Source organism: Bradyrhizobium sp. Bra64, assembly GCF_024519875.1.
Lineage (GTDB): Bacteria > Pseudomonadota > Alphaproteobacteria > Rhizobiales > Xanthobacteraceae > Bradyrhizobium > Bradyrhizobium japonicum_G.
This window is the reverse complement of the sequence record NZ_JALJRD010000001.1, coordinates 521,862-544,122: the sequence shown is the minus strand read 5'-3', so window position 1 is coordinate 544,122 and position 22,261 is coordinate 521,862. Positions and strand designations below refer to the sequence as shown.

Genomic DNA, 22,261 nt, shown 5'->3' with positions numbered 1-22,261 from the left:
GGGGCTCGGTTGCGACGACCAGGCTTGTGGGGATTTGAGGAGCAAGGCCATGTTTCAGCGCATCATCGACGGGATCAGCGCATCTACCGGCACAACCGTGCGGCTGACCTCGCTCGCTGCGGGCGCGGCGTTCGCTCTCTTCATCACCACATGCTTTCTATGCGCAGCGGCCTTCATCTCGGTGCTGGAAAAATATGGTCCGGTGCAGGCCTGCCTCGCCGGTGCCGGCGTCTTCTTTCTCCTGACCCTGACCGCGGCGCTGAGTTATTGGGCTTACAAGCGTCAGTTGCGCAAGCAAGCTCACATCGCGGCCGAGCGCGCCGCGAAGTCGGCGGCACAGAGCATGCTCGCGGACCCGATGCTGCTCGCAACGGGACTCCAGATCGCTCGCGCCATCGGGGTCAAGCGGCTGCTGCCGATCCTGGCGATCGGCGGCGTCGCCCTGGGAATCATGGCCAGCCGCGCCGGCGTACCCGACGAGACGTCGGCTGAACCCGCCGAGTAGCGGTCAGAGCGCGTTTGAAAATTGCGCCGCAGCGTCGAATAAGCGGGTTCGTGCAAGTTCGGGGGGGGGGCCTGCGCAATTTTTCGCCACCGGGGACAAATCCGGCCCTGCTCACGCAAACGCTACTCGGATAGGCAGGTGGTTGCCGGTAAAAGCATCACCCTGATTCCCAAAGCTATTTTACTCAATGAAACCGTCCGTCAAGGCGAACCTCGCCGCATTCCATCACGACGCCAGGCTGTATTTGACGCTCGGCATCGCCAACTGGTCGGTGTTCGTCGATCACATCCCGAACAACGTCGTCAACCTGCTGACGCTGCGCAATTTCGGCTTCAGCGGGGCAGCCGATCTGTTCGTGTTCGTGGTGGGCTATGGCGTCGCGATCATCCACGGCAGGATGGCGCTGGAGCGCGGCTATGTCGTCGCGGCAACGCGAATCTTCCGCCGCGTCTGGCGGCTCTACGCCGCCTATGTCGTGCTGTTCGTGATCTATATCGACACCATCGCCTATGTCGCCTCGCAATCGATGGCGCCCGAGATCATCCACGAATACAACATCTCCGGCATTCTCGACCACCCGCTGCGCACCCTGGTCCGCGGCCTCGTGTTGCAGGAAGAACCGCTGAACCTCGACCTGCTGCAGCTGATGATCCCGCTGATGGCTTTCTTTCCGTTTGCGCTGTGGGGGCTGTTGCGGTGGCCGAACCTGACGCTCGGCGCATCGGTCGCGCTGTATCTTGCCGCGCGCTGGTTCGACTGGAATTTCCGGGTCTATCCGGACCAGGAATGGACCTTCAATCCGCTGTGCTGGCAGATGCTGATGGTGCTGGGCGGCTGGTTCGCCGTGACGGGCGCGCCCGGGCGGGCGCTGCGCGGCATGTCCTGGCTGCGGATCCTCGCGGGGAGCTATCTCGTATTCGCGATGGCGTTCACCTTGATGCGGCATTCGCCGACGTTGTCGGTTTATCTGCCGGACGTCGTCCTCGACAGCATCGCGCCGACCGACAAGGAAAACCTCGCGCCCTACCGCATCGTCCACTTCCTCGCGCTCGCCTTCCTTGCGACCCATCTCATTCCGGCCGATCATCCCGGCCTGCAATTGAAGCCGCTTCAGGCGGTGATCACTTGCGGAGAAGAATGGCTCGCCGTCTTTTGCGCCGCCGTTTTCCTGTCCTTCGCCGGGCATCTCATCCTGATCACAGGCCCGAACCTGGTGGTGATGCAGATCGCGGTGAGCATCGCTGGCTTCGCCGCGATGACTGCGGTCGCCTATTACATCGCCTGGTCCAGACGGCAGGACCTGCCTGCGGCGCTGCGGCAGCAGGCATAGCTCACATAATCGTGCGATTCTGCTAGGCCGAAGGCCGTGGCTGCGCTATTCCGAGTGACTCTGCGTGAGGAGACCGGACGTGGCGATGGCGAAAAGCGGGGGTGACGAGGCTGACAGCGCGCCCCGGCGCGGGAGGCCGCGATCGATCGAGACCACCAACGCCATTCTCGAAAGCGCCTATGCGCTGATGGCCGCCACCGGCCTTGCCGCCACCACCATCGACGCGGTCGCGCGGCACTCCAGCGTCTCCAAGATGACGATCTACAAATGGTGGCCGTCCCGCGAGGCGCTGCTGATCGACGCCTTCCTCCATCATGCCGCGCAGATGCTGCCGCTGCCGCCAGCAAGCTCCGGCAGCCCCGCCGCGCGGGCACGCCGCCATGCCGCGGCCTACGCCGAAGCACTGCAGGGCGAGTTCGGCAAGGTCCAGCTCGCCGTCATCTCCGAATGCATCTCCAAGACCGGCTCGGCGGAGCTGTTCTACGCCCGCTATCTGCAATTCCGCCGCGACGCGCTGATCGAGATGATCGCCGCGGGCCAGAGCGACGGCAGCATCAGCGCGGAAGGACCGCCCCAGGATATCTACGACGCGATCTATGGCGGCCTGTTCTACCGCTACGTCTTCGGCATCGCGCCGATCACGCCGGCCTACGCGCGGGCTCTGGTTGACCTCGTGTTGCGGCCGAAGAGCTAGCTCCGCACCGGCCGGACCGGTGCAGAGATCTTGTCGGTGCGGTCGCGTTCGGACATGTCGACCACCGTCTCCATCGGCGCGGTCAGCTCGTAGACGTAGGAGACGTCGGTGAAATAGCGCTTGGCGGTGCCGCCGAGCGCCTCGGGGGCGACGCGGTCGAGCAGGATCAGGCCGAAATCGGAATCGGGGCGGCGCGTCGCCTCGCTGGTGTTGAACTCCTCCCATCGGAAATGGAAGACCTCATCGGTCCCCTCGCCCGTCACCGTCCAGTTCGCGGTGATGTGCGGGTGCTTGCCGACCAGCGACAGGCCCTCATCGGAGTGCGAGGCGAGCTCGAAGAACAGCAGCGACAGGCTCTGCGCCGCCCGCGCGCTGACCGCGATGTCGGGACCTGTGACCGCGATGCGGTCGGCATGCGGGATGGCGCGCGCCTCGAACAGGCCCTTCAGCTTGACGCCCTGCCACTGGCTCTCGCTGAGCAGCGAGACCACGTTGGACATGGCGTGGATGCGGCCGATCAGCAGCTCGCGCGCGACGTCGATGTCCGAGCCGTGGCGCAGCGTGCGCGTCACGATCGACTGGATCACCGCCAGGATGTTCTTGACCCGGTGGTTGAGCTCGTCGATCACAGCCGTCAACCGGCGCTCGAAGCCGATCCGCACCTGGATTTCCCGGCTGAGCCGCAGATTGTTGTAGGCGACATAGCCGAACAGGCCGCACACCATCGCGGTGATCGCAAAGCCGATCGCCGCCACGATGATCGCGGTCTGCTCGGCGCGACGCGCCGAGTTGGTCTTGGCGTAATAGCCGAGTTGCCAGTCGCGAGCGCCGAAGCTCACCGTGCGCGTCGCCGACGGCGCCGGTCCGTCCGCCGCCGTCATGCGGTCCGAGACAACGCCTTGATCATTGGCGACGAGCTCGCCGCCGTCCCTGCGCGGATCCTTCAGCGCGACCGAGAACAGCGACATGTCGTCGTTGGTCAGCATCAGGGAGGCGAGCTCGTAGGAAAAGGTGATGAAGCCTGCCGGCTCAGTCGCACCCTCGGGGATGACGGGAGCGGCCACGATGACGCCGATCGGCCCGCCGCTGCGCAGCAGCGGAATCGGGTCCGAGGCGACCGACCTCTTCTCGACCCTGGCGCGCGTCAGCATGGCGCTGCGCACCTGATCCTGGTCGTAGCTGCGGCCAGGCAGCGCCTTGGTCTCGTTGCTGCGCGGTTCGAGGTCCAACAGCACGTCAATCGGCTGGGTGACGCTCGCCGGGTCGATCGGCTTGTCGTCATAGCTGCGGATCTGCGGATTGGGAAAACCGGCGCTGGCGATGGCGGCCTGCGCCGCGGCAAGCTCGTTCGGCTTCAGGCGAGCGACCCAGCCGGCCACCACGAAATCGGTCTTGAAGGCGTAGATGGCCGAGCGCAGCGGCTCGAGCATGTTCGGCTTGAGCACCGAGGGCGCCCGGAACAGGCCTGAAGCAACCCGTGCGAGCAGCTCGCGCTCGGTCAGCCGGTCCTGGACCAGGCTCGCATGGACGTCGATCGCACGCGCCAGCGCGATCCGGTCCAGCGCCAGCTCCTGGTCGTGGACGCGATAGGCCGCAAGCCCGGAGAGCAAGACCCCGAGCAGAGCGATGAAGCCGATGATGAATCCCAGCCGGACCACGCGACTACTCAGGCGAACGCAGGAGGTCGGCAATAAGCACGGAGCATATGAACGCCGTTCGAACGGCCAGGTGCCGAAACAGGGTGACCCCCGGTGGCGGAGATAATGAAGGAGGAGGCATCAGTACGCAACTTGGGTCGCCTGAGAAGCTTAATCCGTCCGGCCGATGGTCCGGCCGGGACGGATTGGCTCCCCGGGCACCGGAGGTAGTTAATCGCCGTGTCGAAAATTTGTTCCGTGGACGGCACTGCCGCCAGGGCGTTAACGAAGCGAAACGCCTGCGTTAAGTCGTCGCGTCCGTCAGCTGCCCCTTTTCAGGCCGCCTTTGGCCTCGATGAAGCCGATGATGCGGTCGAGGCCCTGGCTCTTCTTCAGGTTGGTCATGACGAACGGACGCTCGCCGCGCATGCGCCTGGCGTCCGTCTCCATCTTTTCCAGGGAAGCGCCGACATGGGGCGCCAGGTCGATCTTGTTGATCACAAGGAGGTCCGACCTTGTGATGCCGGGGCCGCCCTTGGACGGGATCTTGTCGCCGGCCGCGACGTCGATGACGTAGATGGTGAGGTCGGCGAGCTCCGGGGAAAAAGTGGCAGCGAGATTATCTCCGCCGGATTCGATCAGGACGAGATCGAGTCCGGGGAATTTCGCGCGCATGTCCGCCACCGCGGCCAAATTCATCGAAGCGTCTTCGCGGATCGCGGTGTGCGGGCAGCCGCCGGTCTCGACCCCGGCAATGCGGTCCGGCGTCAGCGAGCCCGAGCGCACGAGGAATTCCGCATCCCATTTGGTGTAGATGTCGTTGGTGATCGCCGCGATGTCGTAGCGCTCGCGCATGGTCTTGCAGAGCAGGTCCATCAGCGCGGTCTTGCCCGATCCGACCGGGCCTCCGACGCCGACACGCAAGGGGCCGTGAGAAGTAGACATGTAACTCGCTCTCTCCTGATTGATTTTAGGCCATGCCGCTCATGATCGAAACAGCCGCGTATATTGCGTTTCGTGCCGCAGGCTGGCGAGATCGGCGCGAAACGTCGCGCTGCCGAGGTCGTCCAACGCCGCATTCAGCGCCCGATTGGCGGTCGCGGCGACGGCCGCTTCCAGCCTCACCAGCACGCGCTGGCTGTCGGTCTGGCCGAGCGGAATGAGCCGGCTGGCCGCGGAAATCCAGTTCGAGACCAGCGCATGCAGGAAGGCGTGCAGCGTCGGCGCCAGCGGCACGCCGTGCATCGCGGCAACGACGCCGACCGCCACCGGGTAGACCAGTGGCGTGCGGCATGCCGCAACCATTGCATCCAGCCCTTCCGCATCCCACGCGGCGCGGGCGATGTCGATGAAGGCGCGTCCCTGCGAGGTCGTCTCCAGCTGCCGCTCGCGCGACGGCACGAAGGCGGCGGCGAGCTCGGCGACATCGCTCAAGGTGGCGTCCTCGCCCAGTTCAGTGGCGCGATAGGCATGGACCAGAAACGTCGCATCGCAGAAGCCCGAGCCATCGCCGAGCATCGCATCGAGCCAGTCCGCCAGCGTGGCGGTGTCGGTGATGTCGCCTGCCTCGACCGCCCATTCGATGCCGCTGGAATAGGAGAAACCGCCGACGGGGAACGCCGGCGACAGCCAGGTCATCAGCCGGTACAGCGCCGCCGCCTCGCGCTCTGCGAGATCACCGGCGCCGGCCGGCTCATTTGTGGTCATGAGCATGCTTGTGGCCGTGGTGATGGTCGCCGTGGTCGCAATGCTCGTCGTGGTCATGAGCATGATGATCGTGGCCATGGTCATGCGCGGCATGATCATGATGGTGATGATCGTGCCCGTGATCGTGGTGATCGTGGTCGTGATGGGCATGGTCGTCGTGCCCATGCGCGTGGCCGGCATCGGCATAGGCGCCGCCTTCGGGATCGAACGGCGCATCGATCTCGATCACACGCGCACCGAGGCCTTTCACCATGGCCTCGATGACGTGGTCGCGGCGGATGCGCAGGCCCTTGGCCATGATCTGCGTCGGCAGATGGCGGTTGCCGAGATGCCAGCCGACGCGGATGAGGTGGTGCGGATCGTGGCCACGAATTTCGAGCAGCGGCTCGGGCGCGGCGACCACTTCGACCAGCCGGCCGTCCTCCAGCACCAGCGCATCGCCGCCGCGCAAGGCGACGGCGTTCTCCAGGTCGAGCAGGAATTCGAGCCCCCGCGTTCCCGTCATCGCCATGCGGCGGCGGTGCCGATCGTCGAAATCGAGCACTACCGTATCAGCCGGCGCCTCCGTGAAGCGGTACTGTCCCCTGACCTGCGTTGCCCGGATCATGCGCTTTTACCCCGTTACCGTGTCTCGACCTTCTCGGGCGTGATCACTTCGATCTTCGGCGGCGCCGTAAAACACTTCACCGCGACGCGGCCGAACGTCTTCATGTGCTCCATGGCACGATGGGGCACCAGCGCCTCGGCGTTTTCCCACTGCTCGACGAACACCATCCTGGCGGGATCGGTGACGCTCTCGTGCAGATCATAGGCGATATTGCCGGGCTCTTTCCGCGTCTCCTTGATGCAGGCGGTAGCGGCTGCGATGAATTCGGCGCGCGTTTCGGGCTTGATGGTCAAGGTGGCAACGACGTAGATCACGAGAAATCCTCCCGGCTTTTCTTCTGGATTAAGATACCGGGCGGGACCTTAGACCATGCGGGATCGAACGCAAAACCGGAAAAGCCGGCCCCCGGGACATCCTCCGGAGGCATGCGTTGAGACGCTATTTCAGTACATGAAATATCGCTGAGCCATCGGCAGCACCTCGGCGGGGGCACAGGTGAGCAGTTCGCCGTCGGCGCGGACCTCGTAGGTCTCCGGATCGACCTCGATCTTGGGCGTGGCGTCGTTGTGGATCATGCTCTTCTTCGAGATCCTGCCGCGGGTGTTCTGGACCGCATAGAGCTTCTTGTCGATACCGAGCTTGCGCGCGAGTCCTCCCGTGATCGCCGCCTTCGAGGTGAAGACGACGGAGGAGGCCGTACGCGCCTTGCCGAAGGCGCCGAACATCGGCTGGTAGTGCACCGGCTGCGGCGTCGGGATCGAGGCATTCGGATCGCCCATCGGGGCCGCGACGATCATGCCGCCCTTGACGATGCAGTCGGGCTTGACGCCGAAGAAGGCCGGCGACCACAGCACGAGATCGGCGAGCTTGCCCTTCTCCACCGAGCCGATCAGCTTCGAGACGCCGTGCGCGATCGCGGGGTTGATCGTGTATTTGGCGATGTAGCGCTTGACGCGAAAATTGTCGTTGTCCTTGCCCTTGTCCTGCGGCAACGACCCGCGCTGCTTCTTCATCTTGTCCGCGGTCTGCCAGGTGCGGATGATCACCTCGCCGAGGCGGCCCATGGCCTGGGAGTCCGACGACATCATCGAGAGCGCGCCGAGATCGTGCAAAATGTCTTCGGCGGCGATGGTTTCCTTGCGGATCCGGCTCTCGGCAAACGCCAGATCTTCCGCGATCGAGGGATCGAGGTGGTGGCACACCATCAGCATGTCGAGATGCTCGTCGATGGTGTTGCGGGTGAAGGGGCGCGTCGGGTTGGTCGAGGACGGCAGCACATTCTTGAGCCCGGCGACCTTGATGATGTCAGGTGCGTGACCGCCGCCGGCGCCTTCGGTGTGGAAGGCGTGGATGGTGCGGCCCTTGAACGCCTTGATGGTGTCCTCGACGAAGCCGGATTCGTTCAGCGTGTCGGTGTGGATCATCACCTGGATGTCGTAATCATCGGCGACCGACAGGCAGTTGTCGATCGCGGCCGGCGTCGTGCCCCAGTCCTCGTGCAGCTTCAGCGCGCAGGCGCCGCCCTTGATCATCTCGACCAGCGCCGCGGGGCGCGAGGCGTTGCCCTTGCCCGAAATGCCGAGATTGACCGGAAACGCATCGAACGACTGGATCATCCGGCCCATGTGCCACGGGCCCGGGGTGCAGGTGGTGGCGAAGGTGCCGTGTGACGGCCCCGTGCCGCCGCCGAGCATCGAGGTGACGCCGGACATCAGCGCGTGCTCGATCTGCTGCGGGCAGATGAAATGGATGTGGCTGTCGAAGCCGCCAGCAGTGAGGATCTTGCCTTCGCCAGCAATCACGTCGGTGCCGGGGCCGATGACGATGGTGACGCCCGGCTGGATATCGGGATTGCCGGCCTTGCCGATGCCGGCGATCATGCCGTCCTTGATCGCGACGTCGGCCTTCACGATGCCCCAGTGATCGACGATCAAGGCATTGGTGATGACGGTGTCCGCCGCTCCCTGCTTGTTCGTCACCTGCGACTGGCCCATGCCGTCGCGGATCACCTTGCCGCCACCGAACTTCACCTCCTCGCCGTAAGTGGTGAAATCCTTCTCGACCTCGATGATGAGATCGGTGTCGGCGAGCCTGACCTTGTCGCCGGTGGTTGGGCCGAACATGTCGGCATACACGGAACGTTTGATCTTGACGGACATCACAAGCCCCGTTTGCGTTTGAATTGTCGTTCGGCGCTCACAGTGAAGCCCTCGCTGTGAGCACAATATCGTCGAATGTCGTATCGAGCCTGGAGTTTCCGCCGCGGCAACCGGCGACAACCTGCTCGGCCCAGTCAGTGTAGTCGACGAGGTCGTCACGCTCCTCGGCCGTCGGATCGGAATGGACGCGCGCGCCGATATTGCTGATCTTGTCGGCGATCTTGATCAGCTTGGCGCTAGGCGATTTCTTAGGCGCATCGAGCACCTGATGCCGCCGCCGCTCCGGCTTTGGCAGGTTCATATCGTCGGTGCATTCAACGACAAGGGAGGCGACACGTTCGGAGAATGTCTGCGCGAGCTCCTCGCGCGTGGTTTCGGTGTCCTCGATCGAATCATGCAGCCAGCCGGCCGCGACCAGTTCGGCATCCGCACCATCTGTCGCGGTCGCGAGCAGGTTCGCGACCTCCGCGAGATGGTTGATGTAGGGCTCGTTGCCGCGCCCCTTGCGCGCCATTCCGTTGTGACGGCGCGCGGCAAGTTCGGCGGCTTCGGAGATGAGGCGGATTGGCGACAGCATGGCGGTCACAGGACTCCATGTCCGCGCGCGCTGCAAATGCGCGCTGCACGAAATTGCCCCGTCGCTTCCGTCAGCGCCCGGGGCAGACCCCTCTCCCCAACCCTCTCCCGCAAGGGCGGAGGGAGCCTGGATAGCGTGCTCACCTCACCACGAATGAAAGCCTGACAACCGAATGCACACGCCGCACAACGTTGAGTCATGGCTTCTCCTCAGTCTGTGGAGAAGCAGAAGGATAAATATCGTCGCTAGTTAGGGACGCATCCGTGGAAGGGTTCCCTCCCCCCTTGCGGGGGAGGGTTAGGGAGAGGGGTGCCACGGGCTCCGCTGCCTCGAGAATGGAGAGAACGACGCCCTCGAGATTTTTCATCACGTCGTCATTGGTGAAACGCAGCACACGATAGCCACGCGACGCGAACCATTGGTCGCGCCGTTCATCGTGCCGGATACGTTCTTCGAACACATGGCTCTCACCATCGAGCTCAACGATAAGCTTGCATGAATGGGCGACGAAATCGGCGATGTAATTGCCCATGGGGGTCTGACGGCGAAAGGCCAGGCCCGCAAGACGATCGGCCTTCAGGTGACGCAACAGCAACGTCTCAGCGCGAGTCATCTCGCGCCTCAGTCGTTTGGCGCGGGTTCTTTGCAGTGGAGAGACCTCGTCGTGTGGCATACCCCCCTCCTCGACCCTCCCCCGCAAGGGGGGAGGGAGCGAGACAGCCGTGCTCACCTCACTGTAGATCACTGTGCTCGCCTCAACCTGCCCTACAGCTTCCCCATGACGTCGCCACGAAATCCGTAGATCGTCTTCTTGCCGGCCACGGCCACCAGCTGGACGTCGCGGGTCTGGCCCGGCTCGAAGCGGACGGCGGTGCCGGCGGCGATGTCGAGGCGCATGCCGCGGGCTTTCCTGCGGTCGAACTTCAGCGCCGGGTTGGTCTCGAAGAAATGGTAGTGCGAGCCGACCTGGATCGGGCGGTCGCCGGTGTTGGCGACCGTCAAGGTCACGGTCTTGCGGCCGGCGTTGAGCTCGATCTCGCCGTCCTGGATGAAGAGTTCGCCGGGGATCATGTTCTCGCTCCTACCTGATCGGCTCGTGCACGGTGACGAGCTTGGTGCCGTCCGGAAACGTCGCCTCGACCTGGATGTCGTGGATCATCTCAGGGATGCCCGGCATCACCTGATCACGCGTGAGGACCTGGGCGCCGGACTGCATCAGTTCGGCAACGGTGCGGCCGTCGCGCGCGCCTTCGAGGATGAAATCGGAGATGATCGCGATCGCCTCGGGATGGTTGAGCTTGACGCCGCGATCCAGCCGGCGGCGGGCCACGATGGCCGCCATCGAGATCAGGAGCTTGTCCTTTTCGCGGGGAGACAGGTTCATGCGAAATCTCTTCCGTTCAACACTTCAATTCAACCAGAGCCGGGGCAGCGCCGCACTGGTGCGCGCCAGCACGGCCATCATGTCGGCCCGCAGGCGCGCCGCATCTTGGGCACAGAACCGCGCCATTGCAAATCCATTCCAGGCCGAGATTCCGACCTCGCCGGAAAAGGAATCCGACGCCTCGCGGATGCGCTCGACCAGGGCCTCGTCACCGGGCGCGATCAGCGCCGTTCCGATCGCAGCACCACCCCTGGCAACGGCGGACCGCCCGAGTTTTGCGCCGACATGGCCGTCGAGCCTGACGGTCTCTGCGAACACCAGTCTGCCACCACGACGCAGCCGCCAGCGGTCGACAAACTCGCCCTGCTCCATCCGCTCACCCATGGCGGTGCGGCCGAATACGACGATTTCACAAAGCACGAGCGAGGCGGAATCATCGAGCTCGATGTCGAAGCTGCGGTGAACCCGGGCGCGATCGAACAGGATCGTCTCCTGAGGCAGCCAGCCGAGATGCGCGCCGGCAGCGACCTTCAGGGCGATACTGAGCTGCGCCGCATTCCCGGGCGCACGATAGACCTTCTCGGCCGCCGCCGTAGTCAATGTCAGGCGCGAGCCCTCGCCCGCCACGATGTCGACATCGAAAATGTCGCCGCCGGCAACGCCACCGGCCGTGTTGACGAACACGCCGGAGAGCCCCTCGCCTTCCGGCGAGGGAAAGCGCACACGCAGGGATCCGGACTCATGCAAGGTCCCGCGCCGCGTCACGCCATCGCGCGCATGCACGTCGAAATGCACCGCGCCGCGGGCACGGTTCGCCTCGAAATCCCCAGACGTGACTAAAACGTCGCTGCGCATCCGCCTCCCCAGCCGGTCGCGGCAGAAATAGCCTACAGGGCCATCTGGCGGCTGATTTCGGCCGGGTCGAGATTGGAGCGATCGCAGGCGAATTTCACCGCGCCGCGATCCATCACGGCGAAACTGTCGCCGAGTTCGCAGGCAAAGTCGAGATATTGTTCGACCAGCACGATGGCGATGTTGCCGAGGTTGCGCAGGTAAGAGATGGCGCGGCCGATGTCCTTGATGATCGAGGGCTGGATGCCCTCGGTCGGCTCGTCGAGCAGCAGCAGCTTTGGCCGCATCACCAGCGCACGTCCGATCGCGAGCTGCTGCTGCTGGCCGCCGGAGAGATCGCCGCCGCGCCGGCCGAGCATGCTTTGCAGCACCGGGAACAGCGAGAACACGTCGTCCGGAATGTGCCTGTCCTCACGCTTGAGCGGACCGAAGCCGGTCTTGAGGTTTTCCTCGACCGTCAGAAGAGGAAAGATCTCGCGGCCTTGCGGCACGAAGCCGATGCCCTTGCGCGCCCGCTCATAGGGCTTCAGGGCCGTGATGTCGCTGCCGTCGAGCACGATGGCACCCGAGGAGATCGGATATTGCCCGACCATGGCGCGCAAGAGCGAGGTCTTGCCGACGCCGTTGCGGCCGAGCACGCAGGTGACCTTGCCGGGCTCTGCGGCGATCGAGACGCCGCGCAGCGCCTGCGCCGCGCCGTAGAACAGGTTGATGTCCTTGACCTCAAGCATTGCTCAGCGCCCCAGATACACTTCGATGACCCGCTCGTTGGACGAGACCTGGTCGATGGTTCCCTCCGCGAGCACCGTGCCTTCGTGCAGGCAGGTGACCTTGACGCCGAGCTCGCGCACGAACGTCATGTCGTGCTCGACCACCATCACGGTGTGGGTCTTGTTGATCTCTTTCAGCAGCTCTGCGGTCAGATGAGTCTCGACGTCGGTCATGCCGGCGACGGGCTCGTCCACCAGCAGCAGCTTCGGATCCTGCGCGAGCAGCATGCCGATCTCCAGCCACTGCTTCTGGCCGTGGCTGAGGCTGCCGGCGAGGCGGTTGCGCGCCTCGGTGAGGCGGATCGTCTCCAGCACCTTGTCGATGCGCTCGGACTCCGGCCTGCTGCCGCGCCAGAACAGCGTGCCCTTGACGCTGTGATCGACATTGAGCGCGAGCAGGAGATTGTCCTGCACGGTCTGGCTCTCGAACACGGTCGGCTTCTGGAATTTGCGACCGATGCCGAGTTCGGCGATACGGGTCTCGTCGAGCCGCGTCAGGTCGGTGACGCCGTCGAACAGCACCGTGCCTTCGTCGGGCTTGGTCTTGCCGGTGATGATATCCATCATCGTGGTCTTGCCGGCGCCGTTGGGGCCGATGATGGCGCGCATCTCGCCGGGCGCGAGCGTCAGCGACAGATTGTTGATGGCGTGGAAGCCGTCGAACGAGACGTGCACGCCGTCGAGGTAGAGCATCGCGGAGGTCGCGCGGGTGTCCATGACGTTCATGACCGGCTACTCCGCCATCTTGGGTTCGGTGATGCCGTCTTCCGCCGCTGCGCTCGCGGTCGTCGCGGCGGCGGCGCGCTTCTCCTTCGACTGATCCCACCAGGCGTTGAAGGTGCCGACGATGCCCTTGGGCAGCAACAGCGTCACCAGGATGAACATCGCGCCCAGCATGAACAACCAGTACGGCGCCAGCATGCCCGAGGTGAAGAACGTCTTGGCGTAGTTGACGACGACCGCACCGAGCGCCGCGCCGACCAGGGTGCCGCGGCCGCCGACCGCGACCCAGATCACCGCTTCGATCGAATTGCCCGGCGCGAATTCGGATGGGTTGATGATGCCGACCTGCGGCACATAGAGCGCCCCGGCGACGCCGGCCATGCAGGCCGACAACGTGAACACGAACAGCTTGTAGGATTCGACGCGGTAGCCGAGGAAGCGGCTGCGCGATTCCGCGTCGCGGATTGCGATCAGGACCTTGCCGAGCTTGGAGGACACCACGGAGCGGCAGATCAGGAAGCTTGCGATCAGCGCCAGGCAGCTCAGCGCGAACAGCGCGGCGCGGGTGCCTTCGGCCTGGACGTTGAAGCCCAGGATGTCCTTGAAGTCGGTGAGGCCGTTGTTGCCGCCGAAGCCGAAATCGTTGCGGAAGAAGGCGAGCAGGAGCGCGTAGGTCATCGCCTGCGTGATGATCGACAGATAGACGCCGGTGACGCGGGAGCGGAAGGCGAGCCAGCCGAAGCAGAAGGCGAGCAGGCCGGGCACGACCAGCACCATCAGCGCCGCGAACCAGAACATGTCGAAGCCGTACCAGTACCAGGGCAGCTTCGAATAGTTCAGGAACACCATGAAATCGGGCAGGATCGGGTTGCCGTAGACGCCGCGGGTGCCGATCTGCCGCATCAGGTACATGCCCATCGCGTAGCCGCCGAGCGCGAAGAAGGCACCGTGACCGAGCGAGAGGATGCCGCAATAGCCCCAGATCAGGTCGATCGAGAGCGCGAGGATCGCGTAGCAGACGTACTTGCCCCAGAGCGCGACGAGATAGGTTGGCACTTGCAGGAACGAGCCCGCGGGCAGCAGCAGGTTGGAGAGCGGGATCAGGATGCCGCAGGCCACGACGATGGCGAGGAAGATGGTCGCGCCGCGGTCCAGCGATCGCGTCAGCATGTGAGGGGTCATGCTTCCACCGCACGGCCCTTGAGCGCGAACAGGCCGCGCGGGCGTTTTTGAATGAAGAGGATGATGAGAACAAGGATGGCGATCTTGCCGAGCACGGCACCGGCGACCGGCTCCAGGAACTTGTTGGCGATGCCGAGCGTGAAGGCGCCGACCAGCGTGCCCCAGAGATTGCCGACCCCGCCGAACACCACGACCATGAAGCTGTCGATGATGTAGCTCTGGCCGAGATTGGGACTGACATTGTCGATCTGCGACAGCGCCACGCCGGCGATGCCGGCAATGCCCGAGCCGAGCCCGAAGGTCAGCGCGTCGACGCGCGAGGTCGCGATGCCCATCGAGGCCGCCATGCGGCGATTCTGGGTCACCGCGCGCATCTCGAGGCCAAGCGCGGTATAGCGCAGCATCGCGAGCAGGATCGCAAACACCGCGAGCGTGAAGACCAGGATCCAGAGGCGGTTATAGGTGATGGTGATCTGGCCGAGCTCGAACGCGCCGCTCATCCAGGAGGGGTTGCCGACCTCGCGGTTGGTCGGACCGAACATGGTGCGCACCGCCTGCTGCAGCACCAGCGACAGGCCCCAGGTCGCGAGCAGCGTCTCCAGCGGACGCCCATAGAGGAAGCGGATGATGCTGCGTTCGATCAGCACGCCGATCGCGCCGGCGACGAGGAAGGCGAGCGGCACCGCGATCAGCAGCGAATAGTCGAACAGGCCGGGATAGCTGGTGCGGATCACCTCCTGCACCACGAAAGTGGTGTAGGCGCCGATCATCACCATCTCGCCATGGGCCATGTTGATCACGCCCATCACGCCGAAGGTGATGGCGAGGCCGATCGCGGCGAGCAGCAACACCGAGCCGAGCGAGAGGCCGTACCAGGCATTCTGAACCATGGACCAGACCGCGAGCGAGCTCTGGATCGAGCCGATCGCGCTGGCGGCCGCCTTGGTCACCGAGGCCGGCTGGTCGCCCATACCGGTGAGCAGCGCCAGCGCTTCCTGGTCGCCACGCGCCTTGAGGGTGGCGACCGCCTCGAGCTTCTCGACCTCGGTGGCGTCGGACTTGAACAACAGGATTGCCGCGCGGGCATCGACCAGCGCGGCCTTGACGGATCGGTTGGTTTCCTTGGCGAGCGCGCCGTCGACGGCTTCGAGCGCCGTCTCCTCATGCGACTTGAAGACGGATTGCGCGGCCTGGAGGCGCACTCCGAGATCCGGCGACTGCAGCGTCAGGCTGCCGACCGCGGCGTCGACGCTGCGGCGCAGGCGGTTGTTGAGGCGGACCGCGCTCGCGCTGTCGGGAACGCTGGCGACCGGCTCGCCGGTTGCGGCATCGATCGACTTGCCGTCGGCGCCGGTGACGTAAACCTTCTTGCTGTCAGGATCGGCCATGAGGCGGCCGTCCTGGAGCGCGCTGATGATGGGGAAGGCCAGCTTGTTGCCGCTGCTCGCGACCACGCCGATCGCCTCTTCCGTCTCGGAATAATCATCGTTGGCGAATTTGGCGACGGCGTCCTCGAACGGACCGGCAAAGGCCGGCAGTGCGAACGCGATCAGGAACAACGAGAGGACAAAGGTGCAGAGACGGGCGGACAAATGGGCTGGCACTGTGAATGACCCCGGCAGAAAGGAGTGGAGAAGGCGGCGGGATCGCCGCCTTCTCCGATCGTGTAACGGAGCGTCAGGTCCGGATCAGGAGCCCGAGCCGAGGCACTTGTTGGTCTTGGTGTTGAAGTTGCCGCACTTCTTGCCGACCCAGTCGCCGATCAGGTCCTTGGAGCCGTCGAGCTCTTTCGACCAGGCATCGCCAGCAACGAGACCCGGGGTCTTCCAGACCACGTCGAACTGGCCGTTGCCCTTGATCTCGCCGATGAACACCGGCTTGGTGATGTGGTGGTTCGGCAGCATCTTCGACACGCCACCGGTCAGGTTCGGCGCTTCGATGCCGGGAAGCGCGTCGATCACCTTGTCCGGATCGGTCGACTTCACCTTCTCGACGGCCTTCACCCACATGTTGAAGCCGATCACGTGCGCTTCCATCGGGTCGTTGGTCACGCGCTTCGGATTCTTGGTGTAGGCCTGCCAGTCCTTGATGAACTTCTCGTTCGCCGGGGTCTTGATCGATTCGAAGTAGTTCCAGGCGGCGAGATGGCCGAGCAGCGGCTTGGTGTCGATGCCGGCGAGTTCTTCCTCACCCACCGAGAACGCGACCACCGGGATGTCCTTCGCCTTGATGCCCTGGTTGCCGAGCTCCTTGTAGAAGGGGACGTTGGCGTCGCCGTTGATGGTCGAGACCACCGCGGTCTTCTTGCCGGCCGAGCCGAACTTCTTGATGTCGGCCACGATCGTCTGCCAGTCGGAATGACCGAACGGCGTGTAGTTGATCATGATGTCTTCCTGGGCGACACCCTTGGACTTCAGATAGGCTTCCAGGATCTTGTTGGTGGTGCGCGGATAGACGTAGTCGGTGCCCGCGAGCACCCAGCGCTTCACCTTCTCTTCCTTCATCAGGTAGTCGACGGCGGGGATCGCCTGCTGGTTCGGCGCAGCACCGGTGTAGAACACGTTGCGCTCGCTCTCCTCGCCCTCGTACTGCACGGGGTAGAACAGGATGTTGTTCAACTCCTTGAAGACCGGGAGCACCGACTTGCGCGACACCGAGGTCCAGCAGCCGAACACGACCGCGACCTTGTCCTTGGTGATCAGCTCGCGCGCCTTCTCGGCGAACAGCGGCCAGTTCGAGGCGGGATCGACGACGACGGCTTCGAGCTTCTTGCCCAGCACGCCGCCCTTCTTGTTCTGCTCATCGATCAGGAAGAGGATAGTGTCCTTCAGCGTGGTTTCGCTGATGGCCATGGTGCCGGAGAGGGAGTGAAGCACGCCGACCTTGATGGTGTCGTCGGCGGCCTTGGCGCCGGTCAATGAAGCCAGACCGAGCATCAGTCCGGCGGTCGCGGCGAGCACGCCGCGGCGGCTAAATGACGCCGCTATATCGTGAGTGGATTTGTTAAGCATGAGTATCTCATCTCCCTGACGCAGACGTGAAAAAGACGCTGCGAAACGGCCCCACGGCCGCCTGCGATTAACGGATTCGCAAGAACCATGCCATGGAGTAAACACCACTCAAACCATTGTTTTTGTTTATAAAATCGATCTAAAACAAAGTTTCGCCGCAACCGCTTCGCCTAAACGATGGGCAATTTAAATGTATGCGAAAGCGGCAGGCAGATTATTTTATGAGCAAATTGCGGACTCTGGCTAAAATTCCGGCATAACTATTTCTGCACCGCAATCGCGGTTTGCGGCAGACTTGCCTTGAAAGCGCCCCTTCGATGTTCCATATGGAGCGCGAGGCCTCTTGCGAATCAAGAGACCGTTGCGAGCCGCGTGTTCTTAAGCCCTTACGGGCGTCTGGCTTGCCCCATCCCATCAAGCCATCCGACACCCCAAACACGCAGGTGTCTTCACGACACCCTTTTGCGCGCGCCGCGCCGAATGCGCCGGGCGCCCGCTTTTGACATGGAAAGAACCCCCTTTTGACTTCGTTTCAGGACTTCGGCCTCGCCGAACCCATCTCCCGTGCTCTCGCCGACGAGAACTACGTCACCCCCACCCCCATCCAGGCCCAGACCATTCCGACCGCGCTGACCGGCCGTGACGTCGTCGGCATCGCCCAGACCGGAACCGGCAAGACCGCGGCCTTCGCGCTGCCGATCCTTCACCGCCTGCTCGAGAACCGCATCAAGCCGCAGCCGAAGACGGCCCGCGTCCTGGTGCTGTCGCCCACGCGCGAACTGTCGGGCCAGATCCTCGACAGCTTCAACGCCTATGGCCGCCACGTCCGCCTGTCCTCGACACTCGCCATCGGCGGCGTGCCGATGGGGCGTCAGGTCCGCTCACTGATGCAGGGCGTCGAGGTGCTGGTCGCCACTCCCGGCCGCCTGCTCGACCTCGTGCAGAGCAACGGCTTGAGGCTTGGAAGCGTCGAATTCCTCGTGCTCGACGAGGCCGACCGCATGCTCGACATGGGCTTCATCAACGACATCCGCAAAATCGTCGCCAAGCTGCCGATCAAGCGGCAGACGCTGTTCTTCTCGGCCACCATGCCGAAGGACATCGCCGAGCTTGCCGACGCCATGCTGCGTGATCCCGCCCGCGTCGCGGTGACTCCGGTGTCCTCGACCGTGGAGCGCATCCAGCAGCGCATCATCCAGGTCGACTTCTCCGCGAAGCCGGCGTTCCTCGCCCAGCTGTTGAAACAGGAGCCGGTCAACCGCGCACTGGTTTTCACCCGCACCAAGCACGGCGCCGACAAGGTGGTGAAAACCCTTGAGAAGGCCGGCATCGCCGCCAGCGCCATCCACGGCAACAAGTCGCAGAACCATCGCGAACGGACGCTCGCCCAGTTCCGCTCCGGCGACATCCGCACGCTGGTTGCCACCGATATCGCCGCCCGCGGCATCGATGTCGACGGCATCACTCACGTCATCAATTTCGACCTGCCCAACGTGCCCGAGACCTACGTGCACCGCATCGGCCGCACCGCGCGTGCCGGCGCCGAAGGCACCGCCATCTCGCTGGTCGCAGGCGGCGAGGAGCTCAGCTATCTCCGCGACATCGAGCGGCTGATCAAGGTGACGCTGTCGCGCGAGGATCATCGCACCGACGCCGGCCGCCGCGATGCAGGTCCTCCCCCGGCGCAGCAACGACAGGGCCGGCCGGGCCGCCCCGGCCAGCGTTCGCAAGGCGCTCGGCACGGTGACGGACGGCGCGCCGACGAAAGGCATGCCGACGGGCGCCACCACAGTGCCGGCAAGCAGGGCGACGGAAGGCCCGGCGAAGGACGGCATGGCGACGCCAGGCATGTTGACGGCCGCCCCGGCGGTGGCCCCAACGGCTCGAAGGCATCTCGTCGCGGCCGCTCCGGCGGCAAGGCGCATTCTTCGCCAAACGGCCGTCCGGAACAGCGTTCCGCGCATAGCGCCGGGGCGCCTGATGGGATACAAGGCGTTGCCTTTTTGCGCCGCGAGAGTCGGCCGAACAGCCAACCGAACCGCAAACCCCATTCGCACTAGCCGTCCACGACCTGGAGAAATTCATGGCTAAGGAAGAGCTGATCCAGTTCGAAGGACTGGTCACCGAAATCCTCCCCGATGCCCGCTACCGCGTGCAACTCGATGCCGGACACGAGATCGTCGCCTATACCGCCGGCAAGATGAAGAAGAACCGCATCAAGACGCTGGCGGGCGATCGCGTGACGGTGGAAATGTCGCCCTATGACCTCGAAAAGGGCCGGCTGATTTTCCGCCACAAGGACGAACGTCCGAGCGGTGTGGGCGGACCTCCACGTCCCGGACAGCGCGGTGGCCAGTTCCGCCGCCGTTAACGGCCCCTTGGCGCGCGAGCGCGGAATTAAAATTCTAACCTGTATGCTGATCCGCCGTGGACTCCACGGCGGATCAAAAAATCGTGCACGTCAGGATTGTTTTGAGGGCCTGTTTCCAATAAAATGAATTAATCGATTTTCGGCCGGACGACATTAGCATCCACCGGTACAGCCGGTTCAGACACGCTGACGACCCTTCCAAAAATTCGATCTAACCTGTCCGCGCGAGCGGGCTCTGACATTGTGTTATCTGAGAAGGGACTACCCCCATGAGCATGGGAACCGTGAAGTGGTTTAACGCGACCAAAGGCTTCGGCTTCATCCAGCCCGACGACGGCGGCCAGGACGTGTTCGTCCACATCAGCGCTGTGGAGCGTGCGGGCCTCGGCACGCTGCGCGAAGGTCAGAAGATCTCCTACGAGATCGTGGCCGACCGCCGTTCCGGCAAGTCGGCAGCGGACAACCTCCGCTCGGCCGGCTGAGCTACCGCTTTCGGCCCCGATCGGCTCGAGCGAACAAGTCAAAAGAAAAGGCCGGGCGCGATGCCCGGCCTTTTTCATTGCGGTTTCTGCCCGCGGAATTCAGCACGACCCGTTCGTTCGTCTTGTCAGCTCGTCTTGTGTCAGTTCGTCTTGGCGCCCCCGGCACCGCCGCTGGCATTGTTGCTCAACGTGCCGGCCTGGCTCATCGTGTTGTTGAAGTAGGCATCGCTGTCACCGAGCGTGACCCGGCGCTGGCAGGTCGGCATACAGCTATAGGACTCGCGCTCGACCCCGCGATAGACGGTGACGAGCCGGTCGCTCGGACCTTCGACCTGGATCTGGCGGTCGACCAGGATTTCGCCGCCCCGGTCGAGCGCAATGAAATTGGTGCCGCCGTAGCCTTTCCCGGTCACGACGATCATGCCGCCGGGCTGGAGCGTGACGTCGGCGATCAGCGGATTGCCGACCACGATGGTCGCCACCTTCCCGGGCAGCCGCACCAGCTTGGCCTGGTCGACACTGACGGCGATGGTATCGGCGGTGGATTCGGCAAGGCCGGCAGCCGGCGATGCCAGCACCGCGGTCGCAACCAGAAGACAGACGCGCACATGACGGCGCAGTTCTTTACGCATACTCTTACTCCCGGGACGTCACAAACCGGCAGAACGATTCGATACAGCGGAGCCGGTGCCCGACCCGGTTAACCTGCCCTCAATTCGTGAACGTTCCGCAAATTCGCGGACTATTGTTTGAACGGACCGGCGTTTTGTGGCTCTCGATAAAGCCCTAGCGGCGGAACGGATAGGCGAGCTGCCCTGCGATTTCCTTCGGCATGGTGGCTTCGTCCTTGCCGTAATCCTGCGGCAGTTGCCCCTCGGGCATGCGGAAAGTGCCGAACAGCACGTCCCAGATCGGGAAGGTACCGGCAAAATTGGTGTCGCCGCCCTCTTCGAGCGAGGTGTGGTGCCAGCGGTGGAACACCGGCGTCGCCAGCAGATATTTGAACGGCCCGAAGGTCCAGTTGAGGTTGGCGTGCACGAAGGCCGAATGGAAGGTCGTGAACGGGGCAACCAGGATCATGACGTTCGGGGAAATGCCGGCCATCAGCAGCACGACGTCGACCCCGATCGAGCCGAGCACGAGATTGACGGGATGGAAGCGGGCGGCCGAAATCCAGCTGATCTCCTCCGAGGAGTGATGGATCGCGTGGTACTTCCAGAAGCCGCCGCCGTGGAACAGCCGGTGCAGCCAGTACAGCATGAAATCGGACAGGACCAGGAACAGCGCGGCCTGAACCCAGAGGGGCAACAGCGACAGCGGGCCGTGACCGTTGTCGTAGAAGGCGATGAGCTCGTCGGCATCATGGATGTTGAAGACAAGGCTCGCGCCGACGATCAGAAGTCCGATCCGCATGGTGCGTGCGAACACCGGAACGAAGAACCAGTAGCAGATGTCCGTGACGATCTCCCGCTTGCGCCACCAGGGCGCGCCGGGATTGCAGGCCCAGAAATGCTCGAGCACGGTGAAGACCATCGCGAGGACGAAGGTGACGGGGATCACCTTGGCGATGGTCTCGCCGAGCATCAGGGCGACTTGCATGGGCAGGCTCGACATCGTCGCCTCTCTTCCAAATGGCTGGTTTACGCGTACTCCGCTAAATTTAAGGACCGGTGAAGCCGGCACTGCGCTTGTTGCACATCGGGAACCGGAACGAATTGCAACCGCCGCCTTAAGGCGAAATTCACTCTGGCCAAAAGCACCGCGAAGCAAGGGGGTTTGCCCGATCGAATTAACTCTACCGAAAGAGCTCGCTCTCATGTTCATCCCGTCAAGTCCAGCGCCGAACGAGGCGATCCAACCCAGACGGAGTTTTGTTCATGAAGAACCTGATTGCGCGTTTCGCGAAGGATGAATCCGGCGCCACCGCCATCGAATACGGCCTGATCGCCGCCGGTATCGCACTGGCCATCATCACCGTCGTCAACAATCTCGGCACCACGCTGAACACCAAGTTCACCTCGATCAGCACCTCGCTGAAGTAAGCGACCGACGAACGACGGCAAAAGCCCCGGAGCTCCCGGGGCCTTTGTTTTTCAAGACGGCAAGTTCCAGTGGCGTTGCACGAGTACAGAACGGATGCCGCGGTCGCGGCGAACGAGGCGCAGGACGCTCGGACCGGCTCGCCGGCCTATTGGGTCTGCCTTGCGCTTCTGCTTGCGACGGCCGCGCTCGCCGCGCGCATTGCCAGCCTCTGGTGAGCGCGCAACCGG

The 22,261-nt window shown here is 64.0% G+C and carries 26 protein-coding genes; 8 read left to right on the top strand and 18 right to left on the bottom strand.

Going from position 1 to position 22,261, the window contains the following annotated elements:
* The first annotated feature begins 49 nt into the window (after positions 1–49).
* The 3 genes from NR187_RS02545 (at position 50) to NR187_RS02535 (ending at position 2,529) form a co-directional block, all read left to right on the top strand.
* Entirely contained in the window at positions 50–505 is a 456-nt protein-coding gene (locus NR187_RS02545; protein WP_211382088.1) for a hypothetical protein, read from the top strand.
* Positions 506–692: 187 nt separating this feature from the next.
* A complete protein-coding gene (locus NR187_RS02540; protein ID WP_211382087.1) occupies positions 693–1,835 on the top strand; it encodes an OpgC domain-containing protein in 1,143 nt (380 codons plus the stop codon).
* 85 nt (positions 1,836–1,920) lie between these two features.
* Positions 1,921–2,529, top strand: a complete 609-nt coding sequence (locus tag NR187_RS02535) for a TetR/AcrR family transcriptional regulator (RefSeq protein WP_256806198.1) — start codon at positions 1,921–1,923, stop codon at positions 2,527–2,529.
* Here NR187_RS02535 and NR187_RS02530 read toward each other — a convergent pair.
* From NR187_RS02530 to urtA, 16 genes are all read right to left on the bottom strand, one after another.
* Entirely contained in the window at positions 2,526–4,187 is a 1,662-nt protein-coding gene (locus tag NR187_RS02530; protein WP_211382086.1) for an HWE histidine kinase domain-containing protein, read from the bottom strand. The genes NR187_RS02535 and NR187_RS02530 overlap by 4 nt on opposite strands.
* 300 nt (positions 4,188–4,487) lie before the next feature.
* Positions 4,488–5,111, bottom strand: coding sequence for an urease accessory protein UreG (ureG, locus tag NR187_RS02525; RefSeq protein WP_211382085.1), 624 nt, complete (start codon positions 5,109–5,111; stop codon positions 4,488–4,490).
* A gap of 39 nt (positions 5,112–5,150) precedes the next feature.
* Positions 5,151–5,879, bottom strand: coding sequence for an urease accessory protein UreF (locus tag NR187_RS02520; protein ID WP_211382429.1), 729 nt, complete (start codon positions 5,877–5,879; stop codon positions 5,151–5,153).
* Positions 5,860–6,480: an urease accessory protein UreE gene (ureE, locus tag NR187_RS02515; RefSeq protein WP_211382084.1), complete on the bottom strand. Its 621-nt coding sequence runs from the start codon at positions 6,478–6,480 to the stop codon at positions 5,860–5,862. Before ureE ends, NR187_RS02520 begins: the two co-directional genes overlap by 20 nt.
* A 14-nt stretch (positions 6,481–6,494) precedes the next feature.
* Positions 6,495–6,794, bottom strand: coding sequence for a putative quinol monooxygenase (locus NR187_RS02510; protein ID WP_211382083.1), 300 nt, complete (start codon positions 6,792–6,794; stop codon positions 6,495–6,497).
* Between the two features lie 129 nt (positions 6,795–6,923).
* Positions 6,924–8,639: an urease subunit alpha gene (gene ureC / locus NR187_RS02505; protein WP_211382082.1), complete on the bottom strand. Its 1,716-nt coding sequence runs from the start codon at positions 8,637–8,639 to the stop codon at positions 6,924–6,926.
* A 37-nt stretch (positions 8,640–8,676) separates the two neighbouring features.
* Entirely contained in the window at positions 8,677–9,216 is a 540-nt protein-coding gene (locus NR187_RS02500; protein ID WP_256805646.1) for an HD domain-containing protein, read from the bottom strand.
* 196 nt (positions 9,217–9,412) lie between these two features.
* Entirely contained in the window at positions 9,413–9,889 is a 477-nt protein-coding gene (locus NR187_RS02495) for an endonuclease domain-containing protein (protein WP_256805645.1), read from the bottom strand.
* A gap of 92 nt (positions 9,890–9,981) precedes the next feature.
* Positions 9,982–10,287, bottom strand: coding sequence for an urease subunit beta (locus NR187_RS02490; protein ID WP_211382079.1), 306 nt, complete (start codon positions 10,285–10,287; stop codon positions 9,982–9,984).
* 10 nt (positions 10,288–10,297) lie between these two features.
* Positions 10,298–10,600, bottom strand: coding sequence for an urease subunit gamma (locus tag NR187_RS02485; RefSeq protein ID WP_007605424.1), 303 nt, complete (start codon positions 10,598–10,600; stop codon positions 10,298–10,300).
* Positions 10,601–10,624: 24 nt separating this feature from the next.
* Positions 10,625–11,455 (bottom strand): urease accessory protein UreD, encoded by an 831-nt coding sequence (locus NR187_RS02480; RefSeq protein ID WP_211382078.1) that lies wholly within the window; start codon positions 11,453–11,455, stop codon positions 10,625–10,627.
* Positions 11,456–11,487: 32 nt separating this feature from the next.
* Positions 11,488–12,183, bottom strand: a complete 696-nt coding sequence (urtE, locus tag NR187_RS02475; RefSeq protein ID WP_211382077.1) for an urea ABC transporter ATP-binding subunit UrtE — start codon at positions 12,181–12,183, stop codon at positions 11,488–11,490.
* Positions 12,184–12,186: 3 nt separating this feature from the next.
* The gene (urtD, locus tag NR187_RS02470; RefSeq protein ID WP_211382076.1) at positions 12,187–12,948 is read right to left on the bottom strand and encodes an urea ABC transporter ATP-binding protein UrtD; all 762 of its coding nucleotides are present in this window, start codon (positions 12,946–12,948) and stop codon (positions 12,187–12,189) included.
* Positions 12,949–12,954: 6 nt separating this feature from the next.
* Positions 12,955–14,127, bottom strand: a complete 1,173-nt coding sequence (gene urtC, locus NR187_RS02465; protein WP_211382075.1) for an urea ABC transporter permease subunit UrtC — start codon at positions 14,125–14,127, stop codon at positions 12,955–12,957.
* The gene (gene urtB / locus NR187_RS02460) at positions 14,124–15,731 is read right to left on the bottom strand and encodes an urea ABC transporter permease subunit UrtB (RefSeq protein WP_256805644.1); all 1,608 of its coding nucleotides are present in this window, start codon (positions 15,729–15,731) and stop codon (positions 14,124–14,126) included. Before urtB ends, urtC begins: the two co-directional genes overlap by 4 nt.
* An 84-nt stretch (positions 15,732–15,815) precedes the next feature.
* A complete protein-coding gene (gene urtA / locus NR187_RS02455; protein WP_211382073.1) occupies positions 15,816–17,138 on the bottom strand; it encodes an urea ABC transporter substrate-binding protein in 1,323 nt (440 codons plus the stop codon).
* Between the two features lie 521 nt (positions 17,139–17,659).
* On the opposite strand from urtA, the gene NR187_RS02450 reads away from it, so the two are divergent.
* From NR187_RS02450 to NR187_RS02440, 3 genes are all read left to right on the top strand, one after another.
* Positions 17,660–19,198 (top strand): DEAD/DEAH box helicase, encoded by a 1,539-nt coding sequence (locus NR187_RS02450; protein WP_211382072.1) that lies wholly within the window; start codon positions 17,660–17,662, stop codon positions 19,196–19,198.
* 23 nt (positions 19,199–19,221) lie between these two features.
* On the top strand, positions 19,222–19,509 hold the full coding sequence (gene infA, locus NR187_RS02445) for a translation initiation factor IF-1 (RefSeq protein ID WP_008131890.1): 288 nt from the start codon (positions 19,222–19,224) through the stop codon (positions 19,507–19,509).
* Between the two features lie 269 nt (positions 19,510–19,778).
* Entirely contained in the window at positions 19,779–19,991 is a 213-nt protein-coding gene (locus NR187_RS02440; RefSeq protein ID WP_007599788.1) for a cold-shock protein, read from the top strand.
* A gap of 140 nt (positions 19,992–20,131) precedes the next feature.
* Here the strand turns inward: NR187_RS02440 and NR187_RS02435 are convergent, their stop codons facing one another.
* Positions 20,132–20,623, bottom strand: a complete 492-nt coding sequence (locus NR187_RS02435; RefSeq protein WP_211382071.1) for a pilus assembly protein N-terminal domain-containing protein — start codon at positions 20,621–20,623, stop codon at positions 20,132–20,134.
* Between the two features lie 154 nt (positions 20,624–20,777).
* The gene (locus NR187_RS02430; protein WP_256805642.1) at positions 20,778–21,605 is read right to left on the bottom strand and encodes a sterol desaturase family protein; all 828 of its coding nucleotides are present in this window, start codon (positions 21,603–21,605) and stop codon (positions 20,778–20,780) included.
* A 263-nt stretch (positions 21,606–21,868) separates the two neighbouring features.
* Between NR187_RS02430 and NR187_RS02425 the strand changes: the two genes are divergently transcribed.
* The gene (locus NR187_RS02425; protein WP_027544253.1) at positions 21,869–22,033 is read left to right on the top strand and encodes a Flp family type IVb pilin; all 165 of its coding nucleotides are present in this window, start codon (positions 21,869–21,871) and stop codon (positions 22,031–22,033) included.
* A 69-nt stretch (positions 22,034–22,102) separates the two neighbouring features.
* A complete protein-coding gene (locus tag NR187_RS02420) occupies positions 22,103–22,249 on the top strand; it encodes a hypothetical protein (protein ID WP_211382069.1) in 147 nt (48 codons plus the stop codon).
* Positions 22,250–22,261: the final 12 nt, after the last annotated feature.